Source organism: Stenotrophomonas sp. YJH_SMC_127 (assembly GCF_059372445.1).
In genome coordinates this window covers 568,916-595,911 of record NZ_JCAFVO010000002.1, presented here as the reverse complement: position 1 = coordinate 595,911, position 26,996 = coordinate 568,916, and the positions used below count along the sequence as shown (strand labels likewise).

Annotated in this window: 22 protein-coding genes; 7 read left to right on the top strand and 15 right to left on the bottom strand. The window is 67.2% G+C overall.

The annotated features are described in order from the left end of the window. Window positions 1–26 precede the first annotated feature (26 nt). The 4 genes from AC5QAB_RS08035 to AC5QAB_RS08020 all read left to right on the top strand — a co-directional run bounded on the left by AC5QAB_RS08035 (window position 27) and on the right by AC5QAB_RS08020 (window position 4,652). Window positions 27–776, top strand: coding sequence for a hypothetical protein (locus tag AC5QAB_RS08035; RefSeq protein WP_414934430.1), 750 nt, complete (start codon window positions 27–29; stop codon window positions 774–776). Window positions 777–1,224: 448 nt separating this feature from the next. After that, window positions 1,225–3,261, top strand: coding sequence for an elongation factor G (fusA, locus tag AC5QAB_RS08030; RefSeq protein ID WP_049403886.1), 2,037 nt, complete (start codon window positions 1,225–1,227; stop codon window positions 3,259–3,261). Window positions 3,262–3,513: 252 nt separating this feature from the next. After that, window positions 3,514–3,786 (top strand): hypothetical protein, encoded by a 273-nt coding sequence (locus AC5QAB_RS08025; RefSeq protein WP_005409616.1) that lies wholly within the window; start codon window positions 3,514–3,516, stop codon window positions 3,784–3,786. Window positions 3,787–3,896: 110 nt separating this feature from the next. Next, entirely contained in the window at window positions 3,897–4,652 is a 756-nt protein-coding gene (locus AC5QAB_RS08020) for a SapC family protein (RefSeq protein WP_032961063.1), read from the top strand. On the opposite strand, the gene AC5QAB_RS08015 is transcribed toward AC5QAB_RS08020, so the two are convergent. From AC5QAB_RS08015 to AC5QAB_RS07960, 12 genes are all read right to left on the bottom strand, one after another. Continuing rightward, a complete protein-coding gene (locus AC5QAB_RS08015) occupies window positions 4,653–7,052 on the bottom strand; it encodes an ATP-binding protein (protein ID WP_495233321.1) in 2,400 nt (799 codons plus the stop codon). After that, on the bottom strand, window positions 6,976–7,626 hold the full coding sequence (locus AC5QAB_RS08010; protein WP_237760644.1) for a response regulator transcription factor: 651 nt from the start codon (window positions 7,624–7,626) through the stop codon (window positions 6,976–6,978). The genes AC5QAB_RS08015 and AC5QAB_RS08010 overlap by 77 nt, the downstream gene beginning before the upstream one ends. Before the next feature lie 237 nt (window positions 7,627–7,863). Next, the gene (locus AC5QAB_RS08005; protein WP_197561084.1) at window positions 7,864–11,343 is read right to left on the bottom strand and encodes an AAA domain-containing protein; all 3,480 of its coding nucleotides are present in this window, start codon (window positions 11,341–11,343) and stop codon (window positions 7,864–7,866) included. A 306-nt stretch (window positions 11,344–11,649) separates the two neighbouring features. Continuing rightward, window positions 11,650–12,183: a lipocalin family protein gene (locus AC5QAB_RS08000; RefSeq protein ID WP_049405275.1), complete on the bottom strand. Its 534-nt coding sequence runs from the start codon at window positions 12,181–12,183 to the stop codon at window positions 11,650–11,652. Window positions 12,184–12,191: 8 nt separating this feature from the next. Then, entirely contained in the window at window positions 12,192–13,265 is a 1,074-nt protein-coding gene (locus tag AC5QAB_RS07995) for an SAM-dependent methyltransferase (protein ID WP_241883850.1), read from the bottom strand. Further along, on the bottom strand, window positions 13,262–14,047 hold the full coding sequence (locus AC5QAB_RS07990) for a DUF1295 domain-containing protein (protein WP_100450031.1): 786 nt from the start codon (window positions 14,045–14,047) through the stop codon (window positions 13,262–13,264). The genes AC5QAB_RS07995 and AC5QAB_RS07990 overlap by 4 nt, the downstream gene beginning before the upstream one ends. Then, on the bottom strand, window positions 14,044–14,589 hold the full coding sequence (locus AC5QAB_RS07985) for a DUF2878 domain-containing protein (protein ID WP_014647125.1): 546 nt from the start codon (window positions 14,587–14,589) through the stop codon (window positions 14,044–14,046). Before AC5QAB_RS07985 ends, AC5QAB_RS07990 begins: the two co-directional genes overlap by 4 nt. Before the next feature lies 1 nt (window position 14,590). After that, window positions 14,591–15,850, bottom strand: a complete 1,260-nt coding sequence (locus tag AC5QAB_RS07980) for a class I SAM-dependent methyltransferase (protein WP_478440448.1) — start codon at window positions 15,848–15,850, stop codon at window positions 14,591–14,593. Beyond that, entirely contained in the window at window positions 15,847–16,614 is a 768-nt protein-coding gene (locus tag AC5QAB_RS07975; protein WP_014647127.1) for a DUF1365 domain-containing protein, read from the bottom strand. The genes AC5QAB_RS07980 and AC5QAB_RS07975 overlap by 4 nt, the downstream gene beginning before the upstream one ends. Continuing rightward, window positions 16,611–17,888 carry an NAD(P)/FAD-dependent oxidoreductase gene (locus AC5QAB_RS07970; RefSeq protein WP_049439856.1) on the bottom strand — a complete coding sequence of 426 codons (1,278 nt, stop codon included), beginning with the start codon at window positions 17,886–17,888 and terminating at the stop codon, window positions 16,611–16,613. The genes AC5QAB_RS07975 and AC5QAB_RS07970 overlap by 4 nt, the downstream gene beginning before the upstream one ends. A 1-nt stretch (window position 17,889) precedes the next feature. Further along, entirely contained in the window at window positions 17,890–18,840 is a 951-nt protein-coding gene (locus AC5QAB_RS07965) for an acyl-CoA desaturase (RefSeq protein ID WP_014647129.1), read from the bottom strand. Window positions 18,841–18,921: 81 nt separating this feature from the next. Beyond that, complete coding sequence (locus tag AC5QAB_RS07960; protein ID WP_495233320.1) at window positions 18,922–19,689, bottom strand: hypothetical protein; 768 nt, start codon at window positions 19,687–19,689, stop codon at window positions 18,922–18,924. A gap of 134 nt (window positions 19,690–19,823) precedes the next feature. On the opposite strand from AC5QAB_RS07960, the gene AC5QAB_RS07955 reads away from it, so the two are divergent. The 3 genes from AC5QAB_RS07955 to AC5QAB_RS07945 are packed head-to-tail and all read left to right on the top strand — an operon-like array spanning window position 19,824 to window position 21,824. Further along, window positions 19,824–20,447, top strand: a complete 624-nt coding sequence (locus tag AC5QAB_RS07955; protein WP_014647131.1) for a sigma-70 family RNA polymerase sigma factor — start codon at window positions 19,824–19,826, stop codon at window positions 20,445–20,447. Further along, window positions 20,444–21,118 carry a ChrR family anti-sigma-E factor gene (locus AC5QAB_RS07950; protein WP_049405290.1) on the top strand — a complete coding sequence of 225 codons (675 nt, stop codon included), beginning with the start codon at window positions 20,444–20,446 and terminating at the stop codon, window positions 21,116–21,118. The genes AC5QAB_RS07955 and AC5QAB_RS07950 overlap by 4 nt, the downstream gene beginning before the upstream one ends. A gap of 13 nt (window positions 21,119–21,131) precedes the next feature. Continuing rightward, entirely contained in the window at window positions 21,132–21,824 is a 693-nt protein-coding gene (locus tag AC5QAB_RS07945; RefSeq protein ID WP_495233319.1) for a Rossmann-fold NAD(P)-binding domain-containing protein, read from the top strand. A 2-nt stretch (window positions 21,825–21,826) separates the two neighbouring features. On the opposite strand, the gene AC5QAB_RS07940 is transcribed toward AC5QAB_RS07945, so the two are convergent. Genes AC5QAB_RS07940 through AC5QAB_RS07930 form a run of 3 tightly spaced genes read right to left on the bottom strand, consistent with a single transcriptional unit; the run spans window position 21,827 to window position 26,920 of the window. Next, window positions 21,827–24,226, bottom strand: coding sequence for a PAS domain-containing protein (locus tag AC5QAB_RS07940; protein ID WP_423179283.1), 2,400 nt, complete (start codon window positions 24,224–24,226; stop codon window positions 21,827–21,829). Further along, a complete protein-coding gene (locus AC5QAB_RS07935; RefSeq protein ID WP_014647135.1) occupies window positions 24,219–24,686 on the bottom strand; it encodes a response regulator in 468 nt (155 codons plus the stop codon). Before AC5QAB_RS07935 ends, AC5QAB_RS07940 begins: the two co-directional genes overlap by 8 nt. Then, window positions 24,683–26,920, bottom strand: coding sequence for an ATP-binding protein (locus tag AC5QAB_RS07930; RefSeq protein ID WP_495233318.1), 2,238 nt, complete (start codon window positions 26,918–26,920; stop codon window positions 24,683–24,685). The genes AC5QAB_RS07935 and AC5QAB_RS07930 overlap by 4 nt, the downstream gene beginning before the upstream one ends. Between the last annotated feature and the right edge of the window lie 76 nt (window positions 26,921–26,996).

Below are 26,996 nucleotides of genomic sequence, written 5' to 3'. Positions count from 1 at the left end.
CGGTATTCCCTCAATGGACTGATGCAATGATCTGTAGCATTTCGCGCGGCACGCTGCTGGCCGTGTTGGTTGGCTTCTCAGGCGCTGCGACTGCGGCTTCCACCTCTCCGGTTTCGCTGACCGATGCGGCGGAGAATGCCTCGCTGATCGAGATACGGCATTCCGCTGGCGCGGGTTCCCCTGTTGCGTCCATCCGGACGCAGTACTTCGCCAGCGAGGAAATGTCCGTGAGTTGGGATGACCAGCGGGTGCTGGTGCTTTGCAAGGAGGCGGCATACCTGCAGATTCCCCCTGCCAAGCTCAAGGCCGCTGCGTTGAGCACCGAGCAGCGGCAGATGATCGTCTACCAGGCGCTGATGTCCGGCCTGGGTGCTGTCGCGGGCGTGGTCGGGCCGGCGGGCGAGATGGTGGCTGTGGCGGATGACGGAAGCGAGACCCGCAGCATTGGCGAAAGCCATTGGGCGTACGGTATCGAGCGCTACGACGTCACCACCCAGCGCATGCCGGGCGGCGCGCTGCGTGTGCATTCCCGCAAGACCGAGACCGTGAACACGACGCCCCCGGCGAGCCCGGACGACACGTTCAGCACCGAGGATGACCAGGCGGCACGCCTGTCCGAACTGGCGCCGGTGGGGAGCTGGACCGAGGTGCTGATCCATGGTGGCCCGCAGCTGCCGCACATTGACCCGGCGACGTCGCTGAAGGGGTGGATGTCGATGGGTGATGACCAGGCGGCGACCGTGGCCGAGGCGCGCACGCTGCACGGCTGCAAGTAAAGGCTGAGAGGGGTCAGATCCCTTTGCCGTTGCAAAGGGATCCGACCCTGATGCCCGCCGGCCTCATCGTTCCATCTGTGTGTGCAATATTCACTTGCGCACCAGATTGGCAGGTCTACAATGCGCCCCATGAACCGGATGCCGCTCCTGAAGTTTTTCACCCTGACCCGCGCAAGCGCGGAACGGGCGTGTCTGCCTGGAGCCCCACGAGGCCGTTGAAGCGGCCATCGCTGGACCTTCGACAGAGCGCCCTCCGGGGCGCTCTTTTTGTTTTTGTTAGTCGACTAACAGTCGACTCTACCCAGTCGACTCTACCCAGCCGACGCTACCCAGTACTGCAAAGGAGAACGTGCCATGCACCAGATCGCCGAGACCGAACGCTAGCCGCGCACCCTGTCGCCAACCGGGGGGCGCGGCCCCCGAAGTTGGCTTTGCAGGAACCTTTCTCATGAACACCCAAGTCCTTTCCCGCCGTCGCAACCTTGGCATCATTGCCCACATCGACGCCGGCAAGACCACGCTGACCGAACGCCTGCTGTGGAAAAGCGGCGAGATCCACCGCGTCGGCGAAGTACACGACGGCAACGCGACCACCGACTTCTCGGCGATCGAGCGCGAACGTGGCATCACCATTGGCGCGGCCGCCGTGCAGGCGCAGTGGGCGCCGCGCGACCTGCCGCCGCATCGGCTGACCCTGATCGACACCCCTGGCCACATCGACTTCGCCATCGAGGTCGAGCGTTCGCTGCGGGTGCTCGACGGCGCCGTGGCCGTGTTCTCGGCCGTGGACGGCGTGCAGCCGCAGTCCGAGACGGTGTGGCGCCAGGCGCGTCGCCATCGCGTGCCGCTGATCGCTTTCGTCAACAAGATGGACCGCGTCGGCGCTTCATTCGAGCGCGTGCTGGAGCAGCTGCAGGACAAACTGCGGGCGCGGCCCTGGGCGCTGGGCGTGCCGTTGGGCAGCGAAAGTGGCTTCCACGGCTGGGTCGATCTGGTCGATGAGCGCGTGCTGCAGTGGCAGGATGGTGCCGCAACCACGGTGACCCCGTGGGACCAAGCGGCGCGGGCCCAGTGGCAAGCCCAACGCGATGCGCTGGTCGAGGCCGTGGCCGATCACGATGAGCAACTGGCCGATGCCTGGCTGGAAGGTCGCGTGATCGATGCCGGGCAGCTGCGCGCGGCGATCCGCCGGGCGACGCTGGCGGGTGCGGGCGTGCCCGTGCTGGCCGGTGCTGCGTTCAAGGACAAGGGTATCGAGACGCTGCTGGACGCCGTGGTCGATTACCTGCCGTCGCCGCTGGATCGCCCTGCCGTTAGCGCCGAAAGCGATGAGGGCGAGGTCGTGCTGCCGCCGGACCCGGACGGTCCGCTGGCCGGCCTGCTGTTCAAGATCACCCACCAGCAGCACGGCGCGTTGAGCTTCGTGCGGCTGTACTCGGGCACCTTGAAGGTGGGTGATGCGGTGGCCAGTTCGCAGCATCCGCAGGGGCGGCGTGTCAGTCGCCTGGTGCGGGTGCAGGCCGACCAGACCCACGACATCGAACAGGCCGTGGCCGGTGACATCGTTGCAGTGCTGGGCTGGAAGGATGCGGTCAGTGGTGAAACGCTGAGCGGTCGTGCGCAGCCGCTGCGCCTGGAGAACATCCAGGCACAGGCACCGGTGCTGGCGTGGCGGTTGGAGCCGGCGCGTGCGGCCGACCTGATCCGGATGGCACAGGGTTTGGCCAGCCTGGCCCAGGAAGATCCCTCGTTCCGCGTCGAAACCGATCGCGACACGGCGGAGACCCTGGTCTGGGGCATGGGCGAACTGCACCTGGAGGTGATGGTCGAGCGCCTGCGCAGCGAATGGAAGGTCGACGTAGGCGTAGGTGCGCCGCGCGTGGCCTACCAGGAGACGCCGACGCGTGCGATGACCGGCGTCGTCGGGCGGCTGGTCAAGCAGACCGGCGGCCAGGGCCAGTTCGCGCACGTGGTGCTGGATGTATCGCCGCGCGAGGACGACCAGGTCGTATTCAACGACCGCATCGTCGGTGGCGTGGTGCCGCGCAGCTTCATCGCGGCGGTGGAGAAGGGCGTGCGTGCTGCGCTGTCGGAAGGCCCCCAGGGCCATCCGGTGGTCGGCATCGAGGTCAGTCTTGTCGATGGCCAGACCCATGCCAAGGACTCCTCGGAGATGGCGTTCCATCGCGCAGGCGCCGAGGCGATCAAGGCGGCGCTGGCCGAAGGCGGCACGCAGCTGCTGGAGCCGGTGATGGCGGTGACGGTGCATTCGCCGTCAGCGTCGGTGGGTGATGTGGTCGGCGACCTCAACCGCCGCCATGGTCGCATTGCCCGCATCGACGATCAGGATGGTCGCGCCGAGGTCAGTGGCTTCGCACCGCTGGCGCAGCTGGTGGGCTATACCACCTCGCTGCGTTCGCTCAGCCAGGGGCGGGCCAGCAGCGAGGCGCACCTGCATGGCTACGAGCCGGTGCGCGCTGCATGAAGAAGGTGAGGGGAGCCCGTTCGCGGGCTCCCTTTCTTGTGGGTTCGGGTTGCCGCATCCATGCATGGCGTGGATCTACCGGGTGATCGGGTCGCGAGCGCTGCACTAGATCCACGCCATGCGTGGATGGGGCCCTCGCGATGCGTTTTTTTGCATTGCGATGCAACAAAACTGCAGAAAAAGCTGGATTAAAGTGATGCCTCACGATAAATTGCGCACCCCCCGTTGCTCGCCGCCGCCCGCACCCCTCTCATGCGTGATGACAAAGACCCCGGAACCCTGGAGCTGACCCTGCCGCGCAAGCGCGGTCGTCCGCCCAAGTTCGGGTATGCGATGAGCGATGCGCAGCGGGCCGCACGCTATCGTGCGCGCCGGGCAGGGCAGGCCAACCACGCCGATGTGCGCTCCTGCAGCGACATGGTGCTGCTGGACAAGATCCGTGCAGCGGTGAGCGCGCGCGACACCGAACTGGCCGGGTTCCTGGTCCACGTGCTCTGGCAGCGCTACCCCCTGCAGCTGAAATAGTTCGCTGGCGGGGTGGCCGTTGTCATCGAGCTTGTTGATAATGCGGGATTCAGGTTGTTCCCGCTGGCGTGCCCGGGATGGCAGGCGCGCATGATCGAACGGTTCCCAAGATGACCACCACCAGCGACACCACCACCGAAGCGGCGCCGAGCGGCGCTCCCCTGTTCTATACCCGTCCGGTGCCGCTGCAGGCCGATGTGCACGCCGATCTGCGCATCCTGCCGGGCAAGCTCGAGTTCGCCGCCGGCAACAACGCCATTCCGCTGGTGCTGGGCGAGTTCTCGCTGGCGCTGCATCATTTCCCGATCCTGTTCGCCGGCCCCGGTGCGGTTCCGATGGCTGCCGTCGGCGTGTCCGACCAGAACCTGTTCATCAAGGACGGCCTGTGGGAAGACGAGGCCTATATTCCGGCCTACCTGCGCCGCCACCCCTTCATCTTCATCGACACCGGCGCGGAGAATGACTTCCTGCTGGGCATCGACGAAGAAAGCCCGCGCGTGGTCAAGGGCGGCGAGGAAGGCCAGCCGCTGTTCGTTGACGGCAAGGCCACCGAAATGGTGCAGCAGGCGCTGGAGTTCTGCGGCCAGTACACCCGCGAGCACGAACAGACCTTGGCCTTCTCCAAGGCCCTGACCGACAACGGCCTGCTGGTCGAGCGCAACGCCACCGTGCGTACCCCGGATGGCCGCGAGTTCAACCTCAATGGCTTCCTGGTGGTGGACGTCGAGAAGTTCGTTGCGCTGCCGGAAGCCACCGTGGTCGAGTGGCACCGCAGCGGCTGGCTGGCACTGATCCACCAGCACCTGATGTCGCTGGGTCGCTTCAATGACCTGACCCGTCGCCAGGTCGAGCGCCTGGCCGCCTGATCAAGGCATTGGCAGGGTTCCCGCTGGGCGGGAGCCCTGTCCGGCCTTCAGCACGTCCAGCAGGCGCCGCGCATCGGCCCAGTCCGGCGCGGCGTCATGCGCCAGGTCGACCAGCTCCGCCGCGATGGCCGCATGCTCGCATTGGCCCAGCATCTGCAGCGTGCCCTGCAATCGGTGCGCGTGATGGCCCAGTGCCGATGCATCCGCTCGATCAATAACCCGCTCCATGTTGCCGAGCTCATCGTGGATGTCGGCGATGTAGGCCGCGTCCATGTCAATCGTCTGCGCGGCTGCGCACGGGCCCTCTGGTCGCGCAATGCCGAGCGCAGGCAGCAGCTGGGCGGCGCGCAGCGGCTTGGCCAGCACCGCGTCGAAGCCCGAGCGGTGGCAGCGTGCGCGATGACGCCGTCCGGTGCGGGCAGACAATGCGATCAGGCGAACGGTGCGCCCGGCAGACCCGCGCAGCTCGCGCGCCAGCACGTGACCATCGGCGCCAGGCAACCCAATGTCGATCAGAGCAACGGAGCGGGGCTGCCGTGCCTGTTCGGCCAGGGCACTGGCCGCATCTTTCACGGCGCATACTTCTGCGCCCCAGCGCCGCAGCTGTTCGGCGATCACGTGGCGATTGAGCTCGTGGTCCTCGACCAGCAGCAGGTGCAGTCCGGCCAGTGGCGTATCGCCCACGGGCATGTCCTGGGCATCCACGCCGGTGCCAGCCGGGCACACCGGCAGGCGCAGGATGAAGCGACTGCCACGGCCCAGCACGCTGTGCACGGTGAGGTCGCCGCCCATTGCGCGGGCCAGCTCGCGCGCGATGGAAAGCCCCAGCCCACTTCCGCCACGCCGCTGTCCGCTGCTGCCTTGCTGGAAAGGCTGGAACAGGGTGGCTACCTGCGCCGGCGCGATGCCGATGCCGCTGTCGATCACCTCCAGCAGCAGCGCCCGCGGACGCGCCGCCGGCATCAGTTGCAGGCGCAGCTCGATGCGGCCGGAATCGCTGAACTTCACTGCGTTCGCCAATAGATTGCTGGCAATCTGGCGTAGCGCATCGGCGTCCACCAGGATGTTCGACGGGGATGCGCCCTGGGCATCGAGATGCAGCTGCAGGCCTTTCCGCTGGGCCTGTGGCCGGATCGCCTCCAGAGCCTGCCGGCACAGCTGGGTTGCATCGCAGGGTTGCGCATGCGGCTTGAAAGCGCCGCTCGCAAGGCGCGAAAAATCCAGTGCGCGATTCAACAGGCTGCGCAGGGATTGGCTGGCGCTGCTGGCAGCGGCGAGCAGGTCACGCTCGCCCTTGGGCAATGTCGATTGCCCCAGCAGCTCGATCGAGGTCAGCACGGCCTGCGCCGAGTTGCGCATCTCGTGGCTGATCACGCCGATGGCATGCGCGCTGCTTCGGTCACCGCGCGCCCGCAGGTGGCGCATTGCGAGCCACAGCAGCGGCAGGGCAATCAGCAGTGGGGCCAGCAGCAGCCACCCGCGCGGGGGCGACGCCTGCATCCAGTCCAGTGCATTCCCGGCCGCGGCAGGCAGGGTCTGGCCTGCCCATAGGTGGAGCAGGCCTGCGTGCTCTTCCAGTGTGATCTCCCGCAATGCCTGTTCGATGCGCCCAAGCAGTTGCTGGTCTTCCCGGCGAACCAGCAGGTAAAGGTCGGTGGAGAAACCGCTATCGAACGGCTGCAGGCGCAGGCTGCCATTGAAATGGCGTCGAACCAGGGGGCGCAGCGTGGGCTCCAGGCCAATCGCCACGTCCGCCAGGCCGGCTTCGACTGCCGCCAGTGCTGCATGCCGGTCTGGCAGCTGCCGCAGCCGGACCTGCGGGTGATGCGCGTGCAGCCAGCTGGCGTAGGGCCCGCCTTCAACGACGGCGATGACCCGGCCGTCGAGTTCGCGCATCTCCCGTGGCAGCCACTCGCCGGCGCGTCCGGCCAACAGGGTGGCGCCGCCACGGAACGGGGTGGACGCGGCAAGGCCGGGGCAGGGCAGCGCCTGGTGCCTTGCGCCGCCAAACACCATGACCAGGTCAGCCTCGTGATGGCATACAGCGAGGATCGATGCGGCGGTTGTCGGGTAGGGGTGTTCCAGGAAACGGAATTGGGCGTGCCGCGCCACCAGGTTGGCATAGCCATGGGCGAGCGTTGGCGGTGATGACGGATCGGCCAGGGCCGCGGGCAGGGGGCGCAGGGAGGGAGTCGTGGCGACCCGTACAGTGCTGCCCGGCAGCCAGCGTGGCGAGCGGATATCTTCGGCCGAGGCAGCCGGCAGGAGAAGGAGCGCCAGCAGCCCGTGGACAGGAAGCGGCGGCGCAACGGCGGCTGGCGCCTCACGGTGTCTCCAGTCGTTCGCGCAGTGCGTAGATTTCCACGTCGCTGCGCAATCCCAGCTTGCGCAGCACAGCAACCTTCTGCGTGCTGACAGTCTTGATGCTGCGGTGCCGCCGCAATGCGATCTCGGAGACCGTCAAGCCTTCCAGCAGCAGGCCCAGCACTTCGCGCTCGTTGCGGCTGAGCTCGCCGCGGTCGCCGGCCAGCCTGACGTCCGGTGGAACCCGGGTCAGGCCCTGGGAAACACGTACGATGGCGTCGGACAATGCAGCAAGCGGTTCGGCCTTGCTGACGAATCCGTTGAGTCCGGCATCGATCAGGCTGTTGAGGTTGGTGGTGGGGCAGAGCGTGGCGAAGGCCAGCAATGGCGTGCGCGGGAATTCCCGGCGGAGCAGCGCAACCAGCTCGAGGCTACCCAGGTCGTCACGGGCAAGCGTGAGATCGATGATGGCCACATCCACTGGTGTGCGTTGCAGGCTGCAGAGCAGTTCGTTGCTGCAACTGTGGCTGGCGACGATGTCGAAGCGGAGATCGCCTGACAGGTGCAGGGCGGTGCCGCGACGGACGACTTCGTGATCGTCCAGGAGCGCCAGGCGAAGCCGACGCGGTGCAGGAAATCCATTCATGCGCGGGAGGTGGTCGGCGCCCATGGGCGTGGCCGCCATTCTGGCGCCGCTGTCGCGTCGAACATCGAATTCGTTGCGTTTTTACGACTATTCCTAAAGATCGATGGATGCAGTTGATCGGCCGGGGCTTACGCATTCGTGACGTAAATGGATGGGGTGCTGCAGGCGTCCCGTCGTGGCTGCCGGAACCATTAATGTGACGCGTCACGCTGGCGTGACCCTGCGCCCCTGACCTGAGTCGTTGACGCCGTCAGGGCAGGGCTATCGAGTCTGCACGCGGGGGATCGACATGCGACCCAGGAACTGCGCCGGGGTGATGCGGGGCAACTGTTTGGCATGGGCGTCTGAGAAGTGGCGCAGGCCGCCCCAGAGTGCGGTGTCTCCGATCAGGAAGCAGCGGTGCTGGGCACGGGTGACGGCGACGTTGAGCAGATTGGGCTTGCTGGAGGCCCAGTGCGCCGCGCCCACCGTGTCCGTGTCGCAGCCCAGGACCATCCAGACAATGCTTTCCTCCTTGCCCTGGAAGGTGTGCACGGTGCCGACGCGCTCCCTGCACCACGTGCGCAGTTCGGTGGTGCGTGGCGCCTGCGTGCCGGGTGGGGCATCCGGGCCAAGCCAGGCGTCCTGGCTCCGCAGTCGCTCGAGCAGGGCATTCTTGATGCGCTTGAAGGGCGAAATGATGTAGACCGGGGGAAGGCTTCCGGTGCTGTGGTAGAGCGCGGCCAACGCCTGCTGCACCAGGTCGATCTGGCACGGCACGACCTGCTTGTCGCTGGTGCGGCCGGGGGCGTGTACCCAGGCGCTGCTGCCGATGTCCAGGCTGTCGGCGGGTGGCCGCGCCGCACTGGGTTCCCAGGGGTTGGAGAAGATCATCTTCCCCTCGTAGGCAATCGTGTTGGCAATGGAGAACATCGGTTCGACGCAGCGACGATGCACGCGCAGCGGACTGCCGATCCAGAGCGGCGAGCCGCCGGACTCCATGCGGGCACCGAGCGGGTTGGCCTCGTCGGCCAGTACCTGTACGGAGGTCTTGTCGGGCGAGACGTTCACGCCTGCGGGCAGTGCGCTGGTTCGGCCCAGCGCCTGCAGCAGCTTGACCGGCACGGTGAACACCGGCTCGATCTGCAGCGGATCACCCACCACGACCGCGCGCCTGGAGCGCAGCAGTGCACCGACTGCCGCCTGCGGCACGGCCTGGCCAGCTTCATCGATGAACAGCCAGCCGATCGAGTCCGGCCCCAGATGTCGGAACTGGCGTGCGACCGAGGCGAACGTGCTGGAGACAACCGGCACGATCATGAACAGGCTCTGCCAGATGGCCAGCGCATCGCGTGGCTCCTGCAGCCGCTTGCCACTCAGCAGGTGGCACAGTGCAATGACGTTCTGGGCGAAGCCGCCGCCCTTCTGCACCACTTCGTGCAGCCAGGCCTGGTGAAGCTGCAGTGCCGCCACGAAGAGATTGGCGCGCTGCTCGTTGAGCTGCTCGCTGTTCCAGACTCCCTTGATCTGCCAGTCCTGATCTTCCAGTTCGGCCGCGTCGGCGGGATGGGACGCGGTGCCGAATTCGGCTTTCAGTTGTTCGAGCTGTTGCGTCATTCCAGCCCATTGCTGCGCCCGTGCCTGCGCGGCGGCCGATGCCTCGGCCTGGGTGCTCGCGGTTCGGCCCAGGTGCTGTTGCGCCGTATCACATTGCGTCCCGAGTTCGAGCCCGCGCTGGGTCCATCGGTGCTGATGATCTGCGTTCTGCACCATTGCGGCCGCATGGCTGTGCGCGCGCTGCCGGTCGAAGATGCGGGCCCACCAGCCAGGCTTCTCTTCCCTGAGCAGGATGCGTTGCGCCTTGAGCAGGGCGAGCTGTTCATCGGATCTGCTGCGCTGGCCCTCGAGTGCACGGCACTGCTGTGCAGCTTCCTCATGCGCGCGCTGTGCATCGCGAAGCTGAGAAGTCGTTTGCCGGCAGAAGCTCTCCTCATCGTTGCCGCTGATCTCACGGCTGAGCGAGGCGAGCCGATCAAGCTTTTCGACCAGGCCATTGACGATCGCATCGGCCTTGCCGAACGCCTGCCTGGCCTGCTGGAAGCTCATGGCTGCTGGGTTGTCCCGCCACTCCCAGAGCGACTGGTGGCGGGCGCGGTCGTAGCCCTTCGGTGCGGGGGTTTTGCCATCTTTTGGGGCGCTCCTGCTGATGGCCCGCACAAGTGCCTCGCGGTTGGCCTTCCTGCCCAGCGCGCAGCTGATCAACCCCCAGGCATCGCTGTCTGCCGCCGGTCGTTCATAGGCGCCCCTGCCGTTCCATTCGAGCAGGTTGCGGGCCAGTGGCCGCAGGTAGTCGAAGGTCACATCCCCTGTGCTGTTGCGCCAGCGCGACCCTCCGGGCTTGCCCAGTGACCGGCTCTTCGGCAGGTCACGCGAAATATTCTCCACGGCGGCATTGTTCGACGATGCGACCACCATCTCGAAGCCGGCCAGGTCGGCCTTCAGTGGCGAGACCCTGCACGGCTTCTCACCTTCGAAGTTCACTTCGCGGGCTGGGCCGAGCGCAGCGGCTGGCGTCGCGTACTGTGACAATGCACGTGCACGCCGCACGATGTTCTCAGCGAAGACCTCACGCAACAGCGTGGTCTTCCCTGTTCCGGGCGGGCCATTGACCGAGAAGATGCCTGAATCGCGCACCTGCTCGAAGATGCTGTTCACAGCGAACTGCTGCATCAGGCTCATCGTGTGTGCAGGATCGCCGGGCCAGTGGCCCCGATTGATGTGGCGCGGGCGCAGCCGGTCGGCAATCAGCGCATGGCCTTCTGGGGTGTAAAGGTCTTCGCGTCGGCTTTCAGGCAATGGGCTCAGGTAGGTACGTAGCGGCGCACTGGCCTTGCCCTGGTCGAGTGCGCCGATGGCCCGCGCGATATCCTCGACGAAGAAACTGTTGAGGATGCTGATCTCCGCGTCCTCTTCGGGCTGGGCCTCGTCGTCCTCGGCGTCGTCCGCTTCCGCCGTTGGCTCGTTGTCCGGCCCTGGGGGTGTGGCTTTTGCTGCCCGTTCCGGCTTCGGCTTGTCTTCAACGCTTTTCGCCCGGATGACCAGCAGCGGAGCGGACGCGTCGCCCGCGGAAGAGTCATGACCCGACCAGTTGCACAGGATGTCGAGCAGGCGCAACAGGTCGTCGGGGCTGCAGGGCGTTGGGCCCTCACCCTCTCCGGCGGGGGTGGCAGCGGCGCTGCGGAACGTTGCTACGTCGCGCTTGAGTGCTTCAAGGCTTGCCTGGAAGGCGTCGAAGTCCAGGCCCTGCAAGCCACGCCTGGAGATCGTGCCCAGTGCCCACGGAACGGTCGATACCGAGATTTCACCCAACTGCAGCACGCCCTCGGCGCTTGCCCGCAGGCTGGCCGCGCAGGTCAGGCCTTCCAGTTCGGCCCGTTCATCCTGTTCCAGCGACTCGTCTCCGCTTGGCGTCTCAGCCAGTACCCGCTGGGTGATATCGGCCAGCTGGGCTTTGTCGAATATGCCGAGGTAGACATCGAATCCGCTCAGCCTGCGACCGAATGGCAGGGGTGGGGACCACAGATCCTTTGGGTCCAATCGCTCGAGCTGATCCCTGGACAGCTGCCGTACGCTCCAGTCCGCGTCCTTCGACTCAAGGACCTGGCCCTGCAGATCGTAGGGTATGAAGAACTCAACCCTGTGCCAGAAGCTGAGGATCGCGCGATGACTGGCCTGCAACGTGTTGCGTCGTTCTTCCTTCAACTGCCTGTTCCTTCCATTGTGAAATCGGCCACGACCGGAATGCACCCTTCGTCGGCCATTGTGGCCGGCGCGCACAGCCCTGCATTGGCCATTAGCGGCCGCCGCGGTCGAGTCTTGAGTGTTCGCGGCCCCGGCGCCAGCTACTGCAGGCAGGGCAGGGGCGGCGTCGCTGTACGCACGGGTCCGGCAGCGGCTGCGCGCGTGCCGGATGAACAATGCCGCAGCGGTGATGAATGCGACATCCGGCGCAAGCAGATGTCGACACGCCCTGCCGTCAGCAGGTGCTGCGTGGGGATGACCGATGGCTCAGCGCACCGACTGCGGCACGCGCCTCAGCCTTGCGGTGTCGTAACCCATGGCCGCGATGCGCTGCACGGCCTGCTGGTAGTCGCTCTCGGACACCTGTGGCGTGCGTGCCATGTACCACACGTAGTCGCGCTTGCTGCGCGCGACGATGGTCTGGCCGTAGTCATCGCGCAGCCAGGCAATCACATACTCGGCCTGGATCGGCCAGATGAACTGCATGCCCCAGAGGGCGCCGTTGCCGTCCTTCTCGACCCGTCCAACAGGGTGCATCGACTTCTGGGGGGCGTCGAAGCTGCCCTTGCGATAGGTGAACGTGGTCTGGATGCGCCCGTCGGGCTTCAATGCGTAGCTCTCCACCGCGTCGAAAGCTTCGCGCTCCGGCCATGAGGGGATGTGGGCGATCACATACCAGTCGCCCATGAAGCGTGGCACGTCCACTGAGGGCGGGCGGGGCAGGGGACGGGTATCGGTGGAACTGCAGCCGGAACCAAACAGGCTCAATGCCAGCAGGGGAAGCAGCGAGCGCATGCGCATGTCACACCTCAACGGGGGCGGAACAGATAGTGGGCGACCAGCCACTGCTGGCCGTCGTCGTAGCCGAACAGCTCGGCGCATGCCATCCAGAACATGCGCCAGCGCTGCCACCAGATCTTCGCGGCGGCCTGGCCGTAGGTCGCGACCAGCACCGGCATCACCGCCTCGCGTGCTGCATCCTGGTTGGCCAGCCAGTGGTCGGCCGTGCGCTGGTAGTGGGTGCCGTCCAGCAACCAGCGCTGGTCAAGCCGCAGGTCGCGCTGGAAATGCAGCAGCGTGTCGGCCGCCGGCATCAGGCCACCAGTGAAGAAATGGCGGCCCATCCAGTTGTCGCCGCCCTCGGTCTCGAACGGGTACATCAGCGTGCGGTGGGCGAAGATGTGCACGAACAGCGCGCCGTCGGGCTTCAGCCACTGGCTGATGCGCGCCAGCAGGCGCTCGTAGTTGCGCACATGCTCGAACATTTCCACCGAGACGCAGCGGTCGAAGCGTGCGGTTGGCAGCTCGAGCTGGTTGACGTCGCGGGTGATCACCTCGACGTTGTGCAGCCCCCGGGCCTGGCACTGCGCCATGATGTGCTGGCGCTGGCTGTGCGAATTGGACACGGCGGTGATCGCGGCGGCGGGATAGCGCTCGGCCATCCACAGGGTCAGCGAACCCCAGCCGCAGCCCAGTTCGAGGATCTGCTGGCCATCGGCCAGTCCGGCGCGCTGGCCGTACAGCTCCAGCATGGCGTCCTCCGCCTGGTCCAGCGTTTCGCGCCCGGTGGGGTAGTAGCAGCTGCTGTACTTCAGGCGCCTGCCCAGGCAGGCCTGGAAGAAGGCCGCCGGAACCTCATAGTGCTGGCGGTTGGCCGCGTCGGTATGCAGCGCGAGCGGGCTGTCGGCCAGCTCGGCGATGCGACGGCCGAAGCGTGCGGACTGTGCTTCGATACCGCCCAGCATTTCCTCGTGCAGGCGTTGCGCGCACAGGCGACGGATGCCGGCGCGCAGCGCGGCATCGGGAACCAGGCCGCGTTCGGCCCAGGCGATCAGCCCGGTTTCCGCGTCGTCGGCCGGGGTCAGTGACGGAATCGCGCTCATGCGGAATGCTCCTTGGAAGGACGAGGGAACCAGGGGAAGAACATCGGCGTGCTGCGCTGGTAGGCGCGGTAATCGTCGCCGCGGCTGCGCAGCGCCTGCTTTTCGGTGAACGGAATGCCGCTCAGGTAGCGCAGGAACACATACATCAGCAGCGGGCCGGACCACGCCAGCCACCACAGCGGCGAGCCGACCGCGAGCAGGACATAGCTGAACCAGTGCAGCCACTCGAAGAAGTAGTTGGGGTGGCGGGAGTAACGCCAGAGCCCGGCGCGGCAGGTGCGACCCTGGTTTGCCGGATTCGCGCGGAACCGGGCCAGCTGATGGTCGGCCAGGCTCTCGCCGCCGACGCTCAGCAGCCAGACGAGTGCGGCGGCCACGACCCACAACGTCATGCTGGTCTGTGGATTGGCAGCCACCGCGACGAAGGGCAGGGCGAACAGCACGACCAGCAGTGCCTGGGCCATGAAGAAGCCGAAGATCTTGGCTTGATGCCCTTGCCAGTAATCGCGCAGATAACGGTAGCGACCGTCTTCCTGTTCGTGGCGGACCCGATGCCACAGGTGCAGTGCCAGTCGGCTGCCCCACAGGCCACCGAGCACGCCCAGTGCAATGCGTGGCGCCGCCGCACCATCGCCGAGCCACGCCAGCAACAGGGCCGAAGCACCCACGCCCTTGGCCCAGAGCACATCGACCACGCCGATGTTGCGGTGGCGCCGCTGCCAGGCCCAGCCCCAGCTCATCACCAGCACGGCATACAGCAGTACCCACACCAGATTGATCATGACGGCGCTCCGGCCAAGGGCGGCGGGATGGTGCGGGAGCCGCGACGAGCGGCCATGCACAGCAGCGAAAGCGCGATGCTCCAGCCCACCCCCAGTACCAGCAGGCCTTGCCACAGCGGCGTAGTGAATCGAACCGCATCGAAACCGCGCGCTGCGGAGAGATAGGCCAGCGGGGCCAGCAGCAGGCCGAACGCGGCTGGCAGGGCAGGGTGGCGAAGCAGGAAGCGCATCGAAGTGGTCAGCGTCATCGCAAACGCGGCCCACAACGCCATGATCCAAAGGGGTGGCGTCCAGCCCAGCGGGGCCGCGGCGTAGCGTACGGTGCCGCTGGCGGCGGCACTGGCGTCGACCAGCCACGCGCAGGCCAGCGCCAACAGCATCAGCCGAAGATCCAGCCGAGGTTGCGGCGAGGTCAGCAGCTGGCTGCCGATGTAGAGCGACGCTGCCAGCAGCGCCGGCCATTGCCAGCCGCGCCCGGCGCCGGCCACGGCGCACAGCCAGACCAGCTGGTTGCCAAGCAGATTGGCCCAGAACCGGCGCACCTCAGCCGCCTTGACCCGATGCGCCAGCGGGACGATGCCCGGGGCGCGCCAGCAGCAGATGCGAAACGCCGATCGAACGCTCCAGGAAGCCGCCCTCGCAATAGGCCAGGTAGAACTCCCACATCCGGCAGAAGCGCGTATCAAAGCCCTGTGCCTGCACAGCGGGCAGCTGGGCAAGGAAGCGTTGGCGCCAGGCGCGCAGGGTCAGTGCGTAGGAGTGGCCGAAATCCTGCTGGGCGACCAGCTGCAGGTCACTGGATCGGGTCTTGGCCGCCACCATCGCGTTGATCGACGGAATGAAGCTGCCCGGAAACACATAGCGCTTGATGTAGTCGACGCTGCGCCGTGCCTGCTCGTAGCGGTGATCTTCGATGGTGATGGCCTGCAGCAGGGCGACACCATCGGGCTTGAGCAGGCGCTGCAGCGTTGCCATGTAGGTGTCCAGGTATTCGGCGCCGATGGCTTCGATCATCTCGATCGATACCAGCTTGTCGAACTGGCCCTGCAGGTCGCGGTAGTCCTGCATCAACAGCGTGACCTTGTCCTGCAGCCCGGCGACGCGGACGCGCTCGCCGGCCAGTGCATGCTGCTCGGCGGAGATCGTGGTGGTGGTGACGTGGCAGCCGTAGTGCTGCGCCGCGTGCAGCGCAAAACCACCCCAGCCGGTACCGATCTCCACCACGCGGTCGCCCGGCTTGAGCTGCAACTGCTGGCAGATGCGGTCCAGCTTGCGCCGCGAGGCGGATTCCAGCGACTCGCCCTCTTCGGCGAACAGGGCCGAGGAGTACATCAGGTCCGGTGACAGGAACAGGGCGAAGAAGTCGTTGCCGAGGTCGTAGTGCGCGGCGATGTTGCGGCGGCTGCCTTCGCGGCTGTTGCGGCGCAGGCGGTTCCAGCCGCGCAGCAGCCAGCCTCCCACGCGCGCCGGGCCGTGTTCCATGCTGTCGAGCAGATCGCGGTTGCGCACCAGCAGCCGTATCAGGGCGACCAGGTCGTCACAGCGCCATTCGCCATGGATGTAGCTTTCGCCGGCGCCGACGCTGCCTTGGGCCGCCACCTTGCGATAGAACGCCGGGTCCTCGATGGTGACGGTGACATGCAGCTCACCGCGGGCATCGCCCAACCAGACTTCGCCCAGCGCGTCGCGCACGCACAGGCGGCCGTCGCGCATCGGGGCGAGCTGGGCCAGCAGGCGGCGGCGCAGGAAGGCATCCAATGCGCCGGGGCGCGGCAGCGCGACCGAAGGAATCATCGAATTCATCGCGGTTTCTCGGCAAGGGTAGGGTGGTCGTGTACGGGATTGCGTTTCAGCCACAGCCGCAACGCATGCCAGTGGATGGCGGCCACCACCTGGGTGGTCATCAGTGGATAGCAGGCCAGGACGCGGGCCAGCCCGCGGCCATCCAGGGGGTGTCGTTGCATGACCTGGGTGGCATCAAACTGGCGCGCGCCGTCGCGCCAGACCTGCATGTGCACGCGCAGGTCCTCATCAGGGCAGTTGAACCGCCAGTCGTAATGACAATCCATCGGCATGAAGGGCGAGACATGGAAGCACTTGTCGAACCGCCAGCGCAGCGAGGTGCCTTCCTGCGTGGCCGTTGCGACCGGCAGCACGTAGGCGTGCCGTTCCTTCCAGGGTGTGTTGGTGATCTCGGCGACGATGCAGTCCAGCGTGCTGCCATCGGCCCGGTAGCAGTAGTAGAAGCTGACCGGGTTGAACACGTGACCGGCGAAGCGCAGATGGGTGAGCAGGCGGACCGGGCCGGTGGGCCGGTAGCCCAGGGTTGATGCAGCGTGGTCGCGCACTGCATCGGCCAAGGGCCGCGCGGGATCGCCGAAGTAGTCGCTGCGACGGAACTCGGCGAGATTGCGGCGATTGATCGACCACAGCCAGCGCCCGGCGAACACGCTGTCGAGTTCATCCAGGTCGAGCAGCAGCTGTGCGATCGGATAGCGGAACGCATGCGGGTGTGGCAGGTGCCTGCGGTGCGCCACCTGCCCGAAGTAGAGCGCACTGGCGCTCATGCGGCCACCTCGCCGGGAGCCGCCATGACGTGGTGCGGTTCACAGGTGCGCAGTGCATCGACCACGCGGCGGGCGCTGCGGATGCCGTCCTCATGGAAGCCCCAGCCCCAATAGGCGCCTGCGAACCAGGTGTGGCGGCGGCCCTGCAGCTCGGCCCAGCGCTGTTGCGCGCGCACTGCGGCATGGTCGTGCACCGGGTGCGCATAATGCAGGGTGCGCAGCACCTTGCCCGGGTCGATTGCCTCGCTGCGGTTGAGCGTTACCACCAGGGGCGTGCTGCCGGGCAGGCCCTGCAGCTGGTTCATGCAGTAGCTGACCGTGCAGGGCGCAGCAGGGTCGCGGGGCACATGGGCATTCCATGCCGCCCACGCCTTGCGGTTGCGCGGCAGCAATGACGCGTCGGTGTGCAGCACCGCTTCGTTGGCCTGGTAGCGGATGGCGCCGAGCACGTCGCGTTCGATGGGGTCGGCGTCACGCAGCAGCGCCAGGGCCTGGTCGCTGTGGCAGGCCAGGATGACCTCATCGAAGCCTTCCACGCCGGCCGCGCTGTGCACGCGAGCGCCCCACGGCATGCGCTCGACCGACTGTACCGGGCACTCCAGCCGCTCATGCACCCGCCAGCGGGCGCGCAGGGCGTCGACATAGCGGGCCGATCCACCGCTCACCACCCGCCAGGGTGCACGCCCGGTCATCTGCAGCATCTGGTGGTTGGCCATGAACTGGGCCAGATAGCGCGCCGGGAAGTCCATCACCGTGGCCGTCGGGGACGACCACAGCGCGGAGGCCATCGGCAGCAGGTGCTCGTCGATGAAGGCATCGCCGTAGCGCTGGCTGCGCAGGTACTGCCCCAACGTTGGGCCCTCGTCTTCTGCCAGCAACAGGGGGGCATCGCGGTAGAACCGGCGCAGGTCGGCCAGCATGCCCCAGAACCGCGGCGACACCAGGTTGCGGCGCTGGCAGAACAGGCCATCCAGCGAGGTGGCGTTGTACTCCACGCCGCTGCGCTCGCTGTGCATCGAGAAGCTCATCGTGGTCGGCTGCGAGGCTACGCCCAGCTCGTCGAACAGTGCGGTCAGCAGCGGGTAGTGCTGGGGATTGAACACGATGAAGCCGGTGTCCACCGCCATGCGGACGCCATCCACCTGCACGTCGTGGGTGTGGGTATGGCCGCCCAGATAGTCGTTGGCCTCGAACAGCGTGACGTCGTGTTCGCCGTCCAGCCACCAGGCGCTGGCCAGTCCGGCAATGCCCGAACCGATGATCGCGATGCGCATGTCAGTACCTCGCCTTGGCCAGCACCCACTCGGGAATCGGCTTGAGCCCTTTGACCAGCCCAAGCGCCGCCATCGCGCGCAGTCCATACCAGGTCAGGTCCACTTCCCACCAGCGGAAGCCCTGGCGGACGGTGCCCGGGAAGAAGTGGTGGTTGTTGTGCCAGCCTTCGCCGAAGGTGAGCAGCGCCAGCCAGAGATTGTTGCGGCTGTCATCGCGGGTCTCGAAGCGGCGGCGACCGAAGCGATGGGCCAGCGAATTGATGGTGACCGTGGCGTGGAACAGCACGATCGTGGAGATGAAGAAGCCCCACACCAGCAATTGCGAGCCGGAGGTATGCAAGCCTGGCGCCCAGCGCTCCAACCCGGCGCCCAGTGCATACAGCGCTGCGGCCAGCAGTACCGGCACAGCCGTATCGAAGCGGTCCAGCCAGCGCAGCTCCGGGTAGCGCGCCAGGTCGGGCACCCGCGACAGGTCGGTGGCAAAGGCCTCGCGGGTCAGGAACCAGCCCATGTGGCTGCGCCAGAAGCCGCCCTCACGGGGGGAGTGCGGGTCCAGCGGCTGGTCGGCGTGACGGTGGTGGTGGCGATGGTGGGCGGCCCACCACAGCGGCCCGCGCTGTACGCTGGAGGCGCCTATCACCGCGAACACGAACTGCACCGGCCGCGATGCCTGGAAGGTGCGATGCGAGAAGTAGCGGTGGTAGAACGCCGTGATGGCGAACATGCGCACCGCATAGAGTGCTGCAGCCACGATCACCGCTGTCCACGAGATGCCCACCCAGATCACTGCGATGCAGGCCAGGTGCATCAGCACGAAGGGCACGGCGCGCACCCAGTCGATCCGCCCCGGCCGCTCGCCGGTGGCCTCTGCGGCGTTGCCGGTATCGAACCAGCGCTGCAGCGTGCGCAGCAGGCGCCAGCGTCGACGGGGGAGGGGCGCTACAGAGGCCATGGCGGATCTCGGCGGGTTTCGTGTCTTCCTCTACGCGGCAGAAGGCCCACTGGATGCGGAGCGCGGCAGGAAATTTAGATTTCACCTGGCCATAACGGTGCAGCGATCTGTCAGCGGCTGCGCCCAGGCCTGCTGCCATTCGCTGGCGGGGCGACCAGCCGCTGCGGCGATGAAGCGCACCGTCACCTGTGGATAGGCACCGCGTTGATCGCGCAGGTTGCTGGTGCCACGGAACTCCAGCAGGCGCTGGTCAGCGCTGGCATATACCAGCGCAAGGCGTGGCGCGATGCCGCCGTACCAGGTGTCCAGGCTGACCTCGATCGACTGCGCATCGATCCCCTGCCAGCGCTGCGGGCCGATGCGCCTTACCTGCACCGGGAAGTAGCGCTGCCGCGCTGGGACCAGGAAGGGCAGGGTCACACGCTCGCCGCGCATGAGCGCCTGCCAATGCAGGCGCACCGCCGCGTCGAACCCTGCGTCGATGACCGCGCCGGTCGGCAGGTCGAGCTCGCGCTGCACCGGTGGGCTGCCGGCATCCTCCTTCCACGCGATCGAGACCCTGCCGCTGGCGGCCTCGACGTCGGCCTTCTGGCCGCTGCGCCGGTCCTCCAGGGTATAGCCGCGCGCCTGTGGGTCCGCGCTGGCCGGCAGGTGCTTGCGGGCGAAAGGCCGCCCGTCCGCGCATTGGTACAGCACCCAGCGCTCGGCACCCTCGGCCGCATCGCGTCGCCAGTGCACCTCGCGGTAGAGCAGGTCGCCGCGCGACGACGTTGCTACCCCCTCGCTTCGCAGCCAGGGCGCGGCCAGCGCGATATGGGGCAGGCACAGCAGCAGCCAGGCGGTACGCATCGCGTTCATCCAGGAAAGGAGGGCTGAGGTCATACGGCGGGGATGGGCGGTTGGATGCGTCTGCAGCGGCTGCATCCAATCACGGCCCCTGCGCGTACAGAGGACAGACCTTCACCCGCCCGCCGCGAACGCCGATGTACCCTGACGCCGCCAGCAACCCCCTCAACTTCGATACCGCACGCATCGTGTCCAGTTCCCAGCAGCCGAGCAGCGAGCCGACGAACTGGGCCGGTGACATGGACGGCGTGGCACGGCTTCGTGACCGCGACTGTTTCATGCGGATCTATGATTACTTCATGCCGCGGCTGTGCGTATACCTGCGGGGCCTGGGCGTGCCTGACGCGGTGGCCGAGGAACTGGCGCAGGAGAGCCTGCTGCGGCTATGGCTGCGCGCGGCCGACTTCGATCCCGCGCAGGGTGCGCTGAGCACATGGCTGTATCGCATCGCCCGTAACCTGCACATTGACCGCATCCGCCGCGAGCGCAGCTGGATGCAGGTGCAGGCAGCCGTCGAGGACGCAGCAACCCTGGATGTGATCGAACGCAGCAGCGCCGAACAGTTTGCCGACCAGGCCCGGCTGCGCCAGCGCATCAACGAACTGCCCGCCGTGCAGGCGCGCTTGGTGCGCATGTCCTATTTCGAGGCCAAGAGCCACAGCGAGATCGCCGAGGCGATCGGCATGCCCTTGGGCACGGTCAAGTCGCATCTGCGGCGCGCGTTCCTGCAGCTGCAGGCCAAAGTGGGAGGTGCGCTGTGAACCCGCGCCACCACCTGCACGAATCGACGTTGATGAGCTATGCCGCAGGCGCGCTGCCCACGCCACTGAGCGTGGTCGCTGGTACGCATCTGGAGCAGTGCCCGCACTGCCGCCAGCGCCTGCGCGAGGCCGAGGCAATCGGCTCGGTGCTGCTCGAGCAGACCCAGCCGCCCGCGCCTGATCCACGCCGCGAACAGCTGCGCGAGGCCATGCTGATGCAGCTGGCTGCGGAAATGCCGATTGCCATGGACCAGGCCGCGCGTCCCGTGCCGAAGGAGCGGCCCGAGGCCGACCCGGACCATCTGCCTGCCTCGCTGCACCCCTACTTCGGGGCATCGCTCAGTGGGTTGCGTTGGCGCTGGATGGCACCCGGCGTGCACTGCATCCGTGCCGAGCAGATGCCTTCGCTGATCATGCTGAAGATCGCCCCGGGCAAATGCCTGCCCATGCACAGCCATGGCCGCAGCGAGCTGACCCAGATCCTGCGCGGTTCCTACAACGATGCGCTGGGGCTGTTCGCACCCGGCGACGTGGCGGACCTGGATGAAGACGTGGAGCATCAGCCGGTGACCGCGCCGGGGGTGCCGTGCATCTGTGTGTCGGCGCTGGATGCACCGCTGGTGTTCAGCGGGTGGCTGGCGCGCAAGATCCAGCGGTTCGTGAAACTCTAGCGCGGCCCTGGCCATGGCTCAGGCACGGACATTGCGGATTCTCCTGACCGGCGCTGCAGGCCTGTTGGGGCAGGGCGTTGCCCTGGCCTGCCAGCGCTCGCCGCAGGTTGCCGGCTTGACCGCGCTGGTGCGGCGCCCGGGCAGCCTGCGCGGACCCGGCAGCGAACGGGTGGTCCCGGACTTCCTGCACATCGACGCGCAGCGTGATGAACTGGCCGGGTACGACGCATGCTTCTACTGTGCCGGCGCGCCACCGGTTGGCACTGCCGAGGCCGAGTACCGGCGCGTGACCCTGGACACCACACTGGCAGTGGCCCGCGCCTGGGCTGCGGTGAATCCGCAGGGGTCCTTCCTGTATGTCTCCGGCGCAGGCGCGGACCCGCAAAGCCGGCTGATGCCGCTGCGGGTGAAGGGCGAGACCGAGCGGGCGTTGCAGGCGCTGCCGCTGCGCGCGGTGATGCTGCGTCCGGGCGGGGTCCGGCCGGTGCCGGGGACAGGTACCCGGCATGCCCTGTTGAAACCCCTGTACTGGGGCGGCGCGCCGTTGATGAAACTGGCCGGTGCGCTCGCGCCCTCGCTGATGACCAGCAACCTGGCGCTGGGCATGGCCATGATCGCCCTGGCCGGAAGAGAAAACCCGCCGGCCACGATCGAGTGCGCGGATATCAACCGGATCGCGGCAGGCATGCGCGATGCGTCCGCCTGACCTCAGCGCGGCGCAGCCTCCAGCGCGGTGCGCACTGCCAGCGCAAGGTCACTGCGGGTAAATGGCTTTGGCAGCAGGGCGGCTGCACGCCCCTGCGCGCCAACCGCATCGTGGTCGCGTGGATAGCCTGACGTGAACAGGACCGCGATTGCCGGCCAGCGTTCACGCACCTCACGCACCAGCTCCCAGCCGGACATGCCCGGCATCACCACGTCCGAGAACAGCAGGTCGACCTTGGTGTCCGGCCGTTCCAGCAGCCGCAACGCCGAGGGGCCGTCGTGCGCTTCCAGCACGCGGTAGCCCAGCAGGCGCAGCGCATCGACTGTATGCGCACGGACATCGTCGTTGTCCTCGGCCACCAGCACGGTTTCCTCGCGTGGCGAGTAGCCGGCCAGGCCCGTCTGCGGGACGCGAGCCTCGCAAGGCAGCGCCAGAGGCGAGCGCGGGAACATCATGGTGATGCTGGTACCGCCGCCTTCCACCGAATCGATCAGCACGTGGCCACCGGACTGCTTCACGAAGCCGTGCACCATCGACAGGCCGAGCCCGGTGCCGCGGCCGACCTGCTTGGTGGTGAAGAACGGCTCGAACACGCGCGCCAGGGTGGCCGCGTCCATGCCGTGGCCGTTGTCGCGCACCCGCAGCATCACATACTCGCCGGGGGAAGCATCCGGGAACAATGCGGCGTAGTCGTGGTCGAGGTGGCTGTTGTCGACTTCGATCACCAGGCGGCCGCCGTGCGGCATCGCGTCGCGCGCATTGACCGCCAGGTTCAGCACCGACGCTTCCAGTTGGCTGATGTCGATCTCCACGCACCAGATGTCCTCGGCGGTGCGGATGTCCAGTTGCACCAGTTCGCCCAGCGCCCGCCGCAGCATGTCCTGCATGTCCAGCAGGCACTCATTGAGGTTGGCTGCCTGGCTGTGCAGCGGCTGGCGCCGGGCAAAGGCGAGCAGGCGCTGGGTGAGGCTGGCGGCACGGCCAACCCCCTTCAGGGCATTGTCCAGGGCACGGCTGGCCATCGCGCCGGCTTCGCCGGCCCGTTCGCTGAGCAGCATGGCGTGCTCGATGTTGCCCGAGATCACCGTCAGGATGTTGTTGAAATCATGCGCGATGCCGCCGGTGAGCTGGCCGACCGCCTCGATCTTCTGCGACTGGCGAAGCGCATGCTCGGCCTGCCGCCGCGCAGTGGTTTCCACCGCCTCCGATACCACGGCGGTGACCACGCCGTCGGCGTCCAGCAGCGGGCGCAGCGAGACGTCGAAGCTGCGCCGGCCGGTGGGCAGTTCCAGCTCGAGGGAATGCAGCGAGTTGCGACCCTGCGCCGCCGCGGCGACGGCCTGGTCAACCACCGCGCCGACGCCGTCGGTGTTGGCGAACCACAGGGATTCGCCGAAGCGCTGGCCGACAATGTCCTTCTTGTCCGCCAGCACGGCGGCCAATGAAGCGTCATTGGCATCGACCACGCGCCCGGACAGATCCAGCAGCACCTGATGCTGGAAGCTGGATTCAAAGATTGCCTGCAGCCGCCGTTTGCTGGCCCGCAGTTCGGCGGTGCGCGCCTGCACCTGCTGCTCCAGGGCCTGGTTGTCCTCACGCAGGGCCAGTTCGGCCTGCTTCAACACCGATACGTCGCTGCCCATGCAGATGTAGCCGGCCACGCTGCCATCGGCGGCATGCTCCGGCACGCAGTCCATCTGCACGAATCGTGACTGGCCGCTGCGATGCACGAGCTCGACCTGGAAGCTGGTGCGCTCGCCCTGCAGCACGCGTTCCAGGCTGGGGAGGGCACGTTCGAAGGCGCTGATGCCGCTGACATCGCGGGCAAGGCGTCCCAGCAATTCGGCCTGGCTCACGCCATGCCAATCCAGGAACGCCTTGTTCGCGAAGCGGTAGCGGTGGTCCTTGTCGAGCCGGGCGATCAGCGCCGGAACGGCGTCGGTCACCTGCTGCAGCTGCGCCTGGCTCTCATTGAGCGCAGCCTGCGCCTGCACCAGCTGGTTGCGCTCGTGGGCTTCCTGCCGTGCGCGACGGATGGCATCCGGCAAGCGCTGCAGGCGCTGCTTCACCACATAGTCGCGTGCGCCGCGGGTCAAGGCCTGCACGGCCAGCTCTTCGGTCAGGGTGCCGGAGACGAAGATGAAAGGCGTGTGCGGGATGCGCTCGCGCGCCAGCGCAAGGGCGGCATCGCCATCGAATCCGGGCAGTACATGGTCGGCCAGGATGATGTCGAAGGGGCGATTGTCGATCGCCTCGATGAACGCATTGCGGGTCCACAGCCGCTCGGCCTCGAAGTCGAGGCCTGCGCGCTGCAGCTGTGCGCTGATCAGCTCCGCGTCAAGCGCGCTGTCCTCCAGCATGAGGATGCGCAGGCGCTCACTGCGGCGCGATCCATCACGCATGGTGCTGCCCCGAACCGTTGGGCCGGTGCGGCGGTGGCTGGTTGGTGATGCCCCAGAACATGCCCAGCCCCTGGATGGCATCGAAGAATTCCTTGAAATCGACCGGCTTGACCACGAATGCATTGACGCCCAGTTCGTAGCTCCGCACCAGATCCTGTTCCTCGCGCGAGGAGGTCAGCATCACGATCGGGGTGCTGCTCAGCTGCGCGTCGCCACGGACCTGTTCGAGCACTTCCAGGCCATTGACCTTGGGCAGCTTCAGGTCCAGCAGCACCACGACCGGGCCGCCGTGCATGGCGCCGGCGAACTTGCCTTCGCAGCGCAGGTAGTCCAGCGCCTCGGCGCCATCGCGCACGTGGATGACGTCGTTCAGCAGCTGGCAGCGTGACAACGCGGCCATCGTCAGCTCGGCGTCTTTGGGGCTGTCCTCGACCAGGAGGATCGGCCGCAGGTCCCTCATGGGTGATCTCCTGTGGAACGGGGTAGGGTGAAATGGATCGTGGCGCCCTTGCCGGGTTCGCCCTCGGCCCAGGTGCGGCCGCCGTGGCGGCCGATGATGCGGCGCACATTGGCCAGGCCGATGCCGGTGCCTTCGAATTCCTCGACGTGATGCAGGCGCTGGAACACGCCGAACAGCTTGTCCACGTAGCGCATGTCGAAGCCGCAGCCGTTGTCGCGCACGAAGAAATGGTCTTCGTCGTCGTTGCGTTCGTGGCCGACCTCGATAACCGCCTGCTCGCGCTCGCGGGTGAACTTGATCGCGTTGCCCAGCAGGTTCTGCCAGACCAGGCGCAGCATGGTCGGATCGGCCTCGACTTCCGGCAGCGGCGCCAGCGTCCACTGCACCTCGCGGCCGGCATAGTCCAGGGCCAACGTCCTGCGTACGTCCTCGGCCAGCGCAGCCATGTCCAGCCGCACCCGGCCCACCGTCGAGCGGCCCATCTGCGAGAAGCTGAGCAGGTCATCCACCAACGTGCCGGCCGATTTCGCCGATTCCACGATGGTGTCGAGGAAGCGGCGTTCGGTGTCGTTGAGGCGCTCGCCCGCAGAGCTGCCCAGCAGCTCCGAGTAGCCGACGATGTGGCGGAAGGGAGCGCGCAGGTCGTGGCTGACCGAATAGGAGAACGCTTCCAGTTCCTTGTTGCTGCGCACCAGCTGTTCGTTCAGCTCCGCCATTTCCTCGGCCTTGCGCAGCACGATGTCGACAATGGCGGTGCGCATTTCGTGCGCGGCATCGCAGTCGGCATCACTCCACGGCAGGCTGCGCTGCTGCACGGTCTCCTTCCACGCCTCGAACGAGTTGCGCGGCGACAGGGCCACGCCGGGCGCATCGGTCTTGCGCGGGTCGCCCCCCCAGCGCACGGTGCGCACGACCTCCGGCCGGAACCACATCAGGTAGCTGTGATGGAGCTGCGAGATCGACACCGCCAGCAGGCCACTGGCCACGTCGGTCAGGCACGCGGCAGGCGACCAGTCGGCGGCGAGATGATCGGTGCAGTACATTTCCTGCCCGGCGTGCTGGTTGGCCAGCCAGTCGGCCAGGGCCAGCACCTCGCTGGGGGGCGGGCACTGCCCCACGCGCATGCAGTCCCCCTTGTGCACGATGGCCGCGCCGGCCGCGCCGGTCAGCGACAGCAGGCTGGCCTCATCGTGGCGCAGCGCCGCCATGAACTCTTCGTCCCCGGCCATGCGTGCCAGCAGCTTGACCAGCACCGAGCGACGGGCCACGCGTTCCTCGATCGCGCGCGCGCGCTCCTTCAGCGCGATCTGCAGCGACAGGATCTGGCCCATGAACTCACAGGCCGTACGCACGTGGTACGGCAGGCGGCGCGGCTGCACCGCGTGGCAGGACACCAGGCCCCACAGCCGCCCTTCGTGCACCAGCGACACCGACATTGATGCCCCGGTGCCCATGTTGCGCATGTACTGCAGGTGCACGGGCGAGACGCTGCGCAGCACGGCCAGGCTAAGGTCGGTGGGAGGCGCGTCGCGATGCGCTTCCGCGCGCAGCAGCGGTGCAGGGGTGTAATCGCTGTCCGCAATCAGGCGCACCCGGTTGCGGCGGTACAGCTCACGCGCCTGGGCGGGGATGTCCGATTCGGGGAAGCGCAGGTCCAGATAGGATGGCAGCAGGCCGTTGCCGTCCTCGGCCACCACCGTGCCATTCCAGCCTGCATCGAACTGGTAGACCAGGGTGCGGTCGAAGCCGGTGAGGCGTCGCACATGCGCGGCGGCCAGCCTGCACAGGTCTTCCACCGTCGTGGCGGTCTCGATGCCGGACATCAGCTCGCGGATCGCCGGGTACAGCTCTTCCAGCGAACCGGGCTGGCCCGGAACCGGCGCCTCCAGTTCAACCAGAAGGTCGGTTGCAGACCGGTGCACGAGCAGCTGGTGGCGGCCATGGCCATCCAGATGCACCGCGCCCACGTGTGCGCTGCTGCCAACCGTGGCCTGCTGCAACACCGCCTGGAACGGCGCCAGCACGCCACCCATCACCTCGGCGACGTGTTGCATCAACGGCTCGCCGAACTGCTGCAGCAGGGCGGGGTGGCTGATGGCGCGCTCACGCACCTGCAGCGAGTGCGGTTCCACCACCAGAAGCACACCGTACGGCTGGATCGCGCCGGGGGTATGGATCGGTTCGCGCGCGCAACGCGACAGGGCAGCGTCGTGCGAGGGCTCAGCAGAAGGCATCAAGGGCGGGACTCATGATTCGTGAAGGGCAGGAACGACCCAGCGGTGTATCCGGTAACCATGGATGGTGAAGCAA

Bases quoted from the DNA above. Each gene is read 5' to 3' on its own strand.
- AC5QAB_RS08000 (WP_049405275.1), bottom strand. From the start codon at position 12,183: ATGCGCATGCGCTCGCTGCTTCCCCTGCTGGCATTGAGCCTGTTTGGT.
- AC5QAB_RS07930 (WP_495233318.1), bottom strand. From the start codon at position 26,920: ATGCCTTCTGCTGAGCCCTCGCACGACGCTGCCCTGTCGCGTTGCGCG.
- AC5QAB_RS07980 (WP_478440448.1), bottom strand. From the start codon at position 15,850: ATGAATTCGATGATTCCTTCGGTCGCGCTGCCGCGCCCCGGCGCATTG.
- AC5QAB_RS07945 (WP_495233319.1), top strand. From the start codon at position 21,132: ATGGCTCAGGCACGGACATTGCGGATTCTCCTGACCGGCGCTGCAGGC.
- AC5QAB_RS07965 (WP_014647129.1), bottom strand. From the start codon at position 18,840: ATGGCCTCTGTAGCGCCCCTCCCCCGTCGACGCTGGCGCCTGCTGCGC.
- AC5QAB_RS07975 (WP_014647127.1), bottom strand. From the start codon at position 16,614: ATGAGCGCCAGTGCGCTCTACTTCGGGCAGGTGGCGCACCGCAGGCAC.
- AC5QAB_RS08020 (WP_032961063.1), top strand. From the start codon at position 3,897: ATGACCACCACCAGCGACACCACCACCGAAGCGGCGCCGAGCGGCGCT.
- AC5QAB_RS07960 (WP_495233320.1), bottom strand. From the start codon at position 19,689: ATGCGTACCGCCTGGCTGCTGCTGTGCCTGCCCCATATCGCGCTGGCC.
- AC5QAB_RS07990 (WP_100450031.1), bottom strand. From the start codon at position 14,047: ATGATCAATCTGGTGTGGGTACTGCTGTATGCCGTGCTGGTGATGAGC.
- fusA (WP_049403886.1), top strand. From the start codon at position 1,225: ATGAACACCCAAGTCCTTTCCCGCCGTCGCAACCTTGGCATCATTGCC.
- AC5QAB_RS08035 (WP_414934430.1), top strand. From the start codon at position 27: ATGATCTGTAGCATTTCGCGCGGCACGCTGCTGGCCGTGTTGGTTGGC.
- AC5QAB_RS07970 (WP_049439856.1), bottom strand. From the start codon at position 17,888: ATGCGCATCGCGATCATCGGTTCGGGCATTGCCGGACTGGCCAGCGCC.
- AC5QAB_RS08010 (WP_237760644.1), bottom strand. From the start codon at position 7,626: ATGGGCGCCGACCACCTCCCGCGCATGAATGGATTTCCTGCACCGCGT.
- AC5QAB_RS08025 (WP_005409616.1), top strand. From the start codon at position 3,514: ATGCGTGATGACAAAGACCCCGGAACCCTGGAGCTGACCCTGCCGCGC.
- AC5QAB_RS07940 (WP_423179283.1), bottom strand. From the start codon at position 24,226: ATGCGTGATGGATCGCGCCGCAGTGAGCGCCTGCGCATCCTCATGCTG.
- AC5QAB_RS07935 (WP_014647135.1), bottom strand. From the start codon at position 24,686: ATGAGGGACCTGCGGCCGATCCTCCTGGTCGAGGACAGCCCCAAAGAC.
- AC5QAB_RS07955 (WP_014647131.1), top strand. From the start codon at position 19,824: ATGTACCCTGACGCCGCCAGCAACCCCCTCAACTTCGATACCGCACGC.
- AC5QAB_RS07995 (WP_241883850.1), bottom strand. From the start codon at position 13,265: ATGAGCGCGATTCCGTCACTGACCCCGGCCGACGACGCGGAAACCGGG.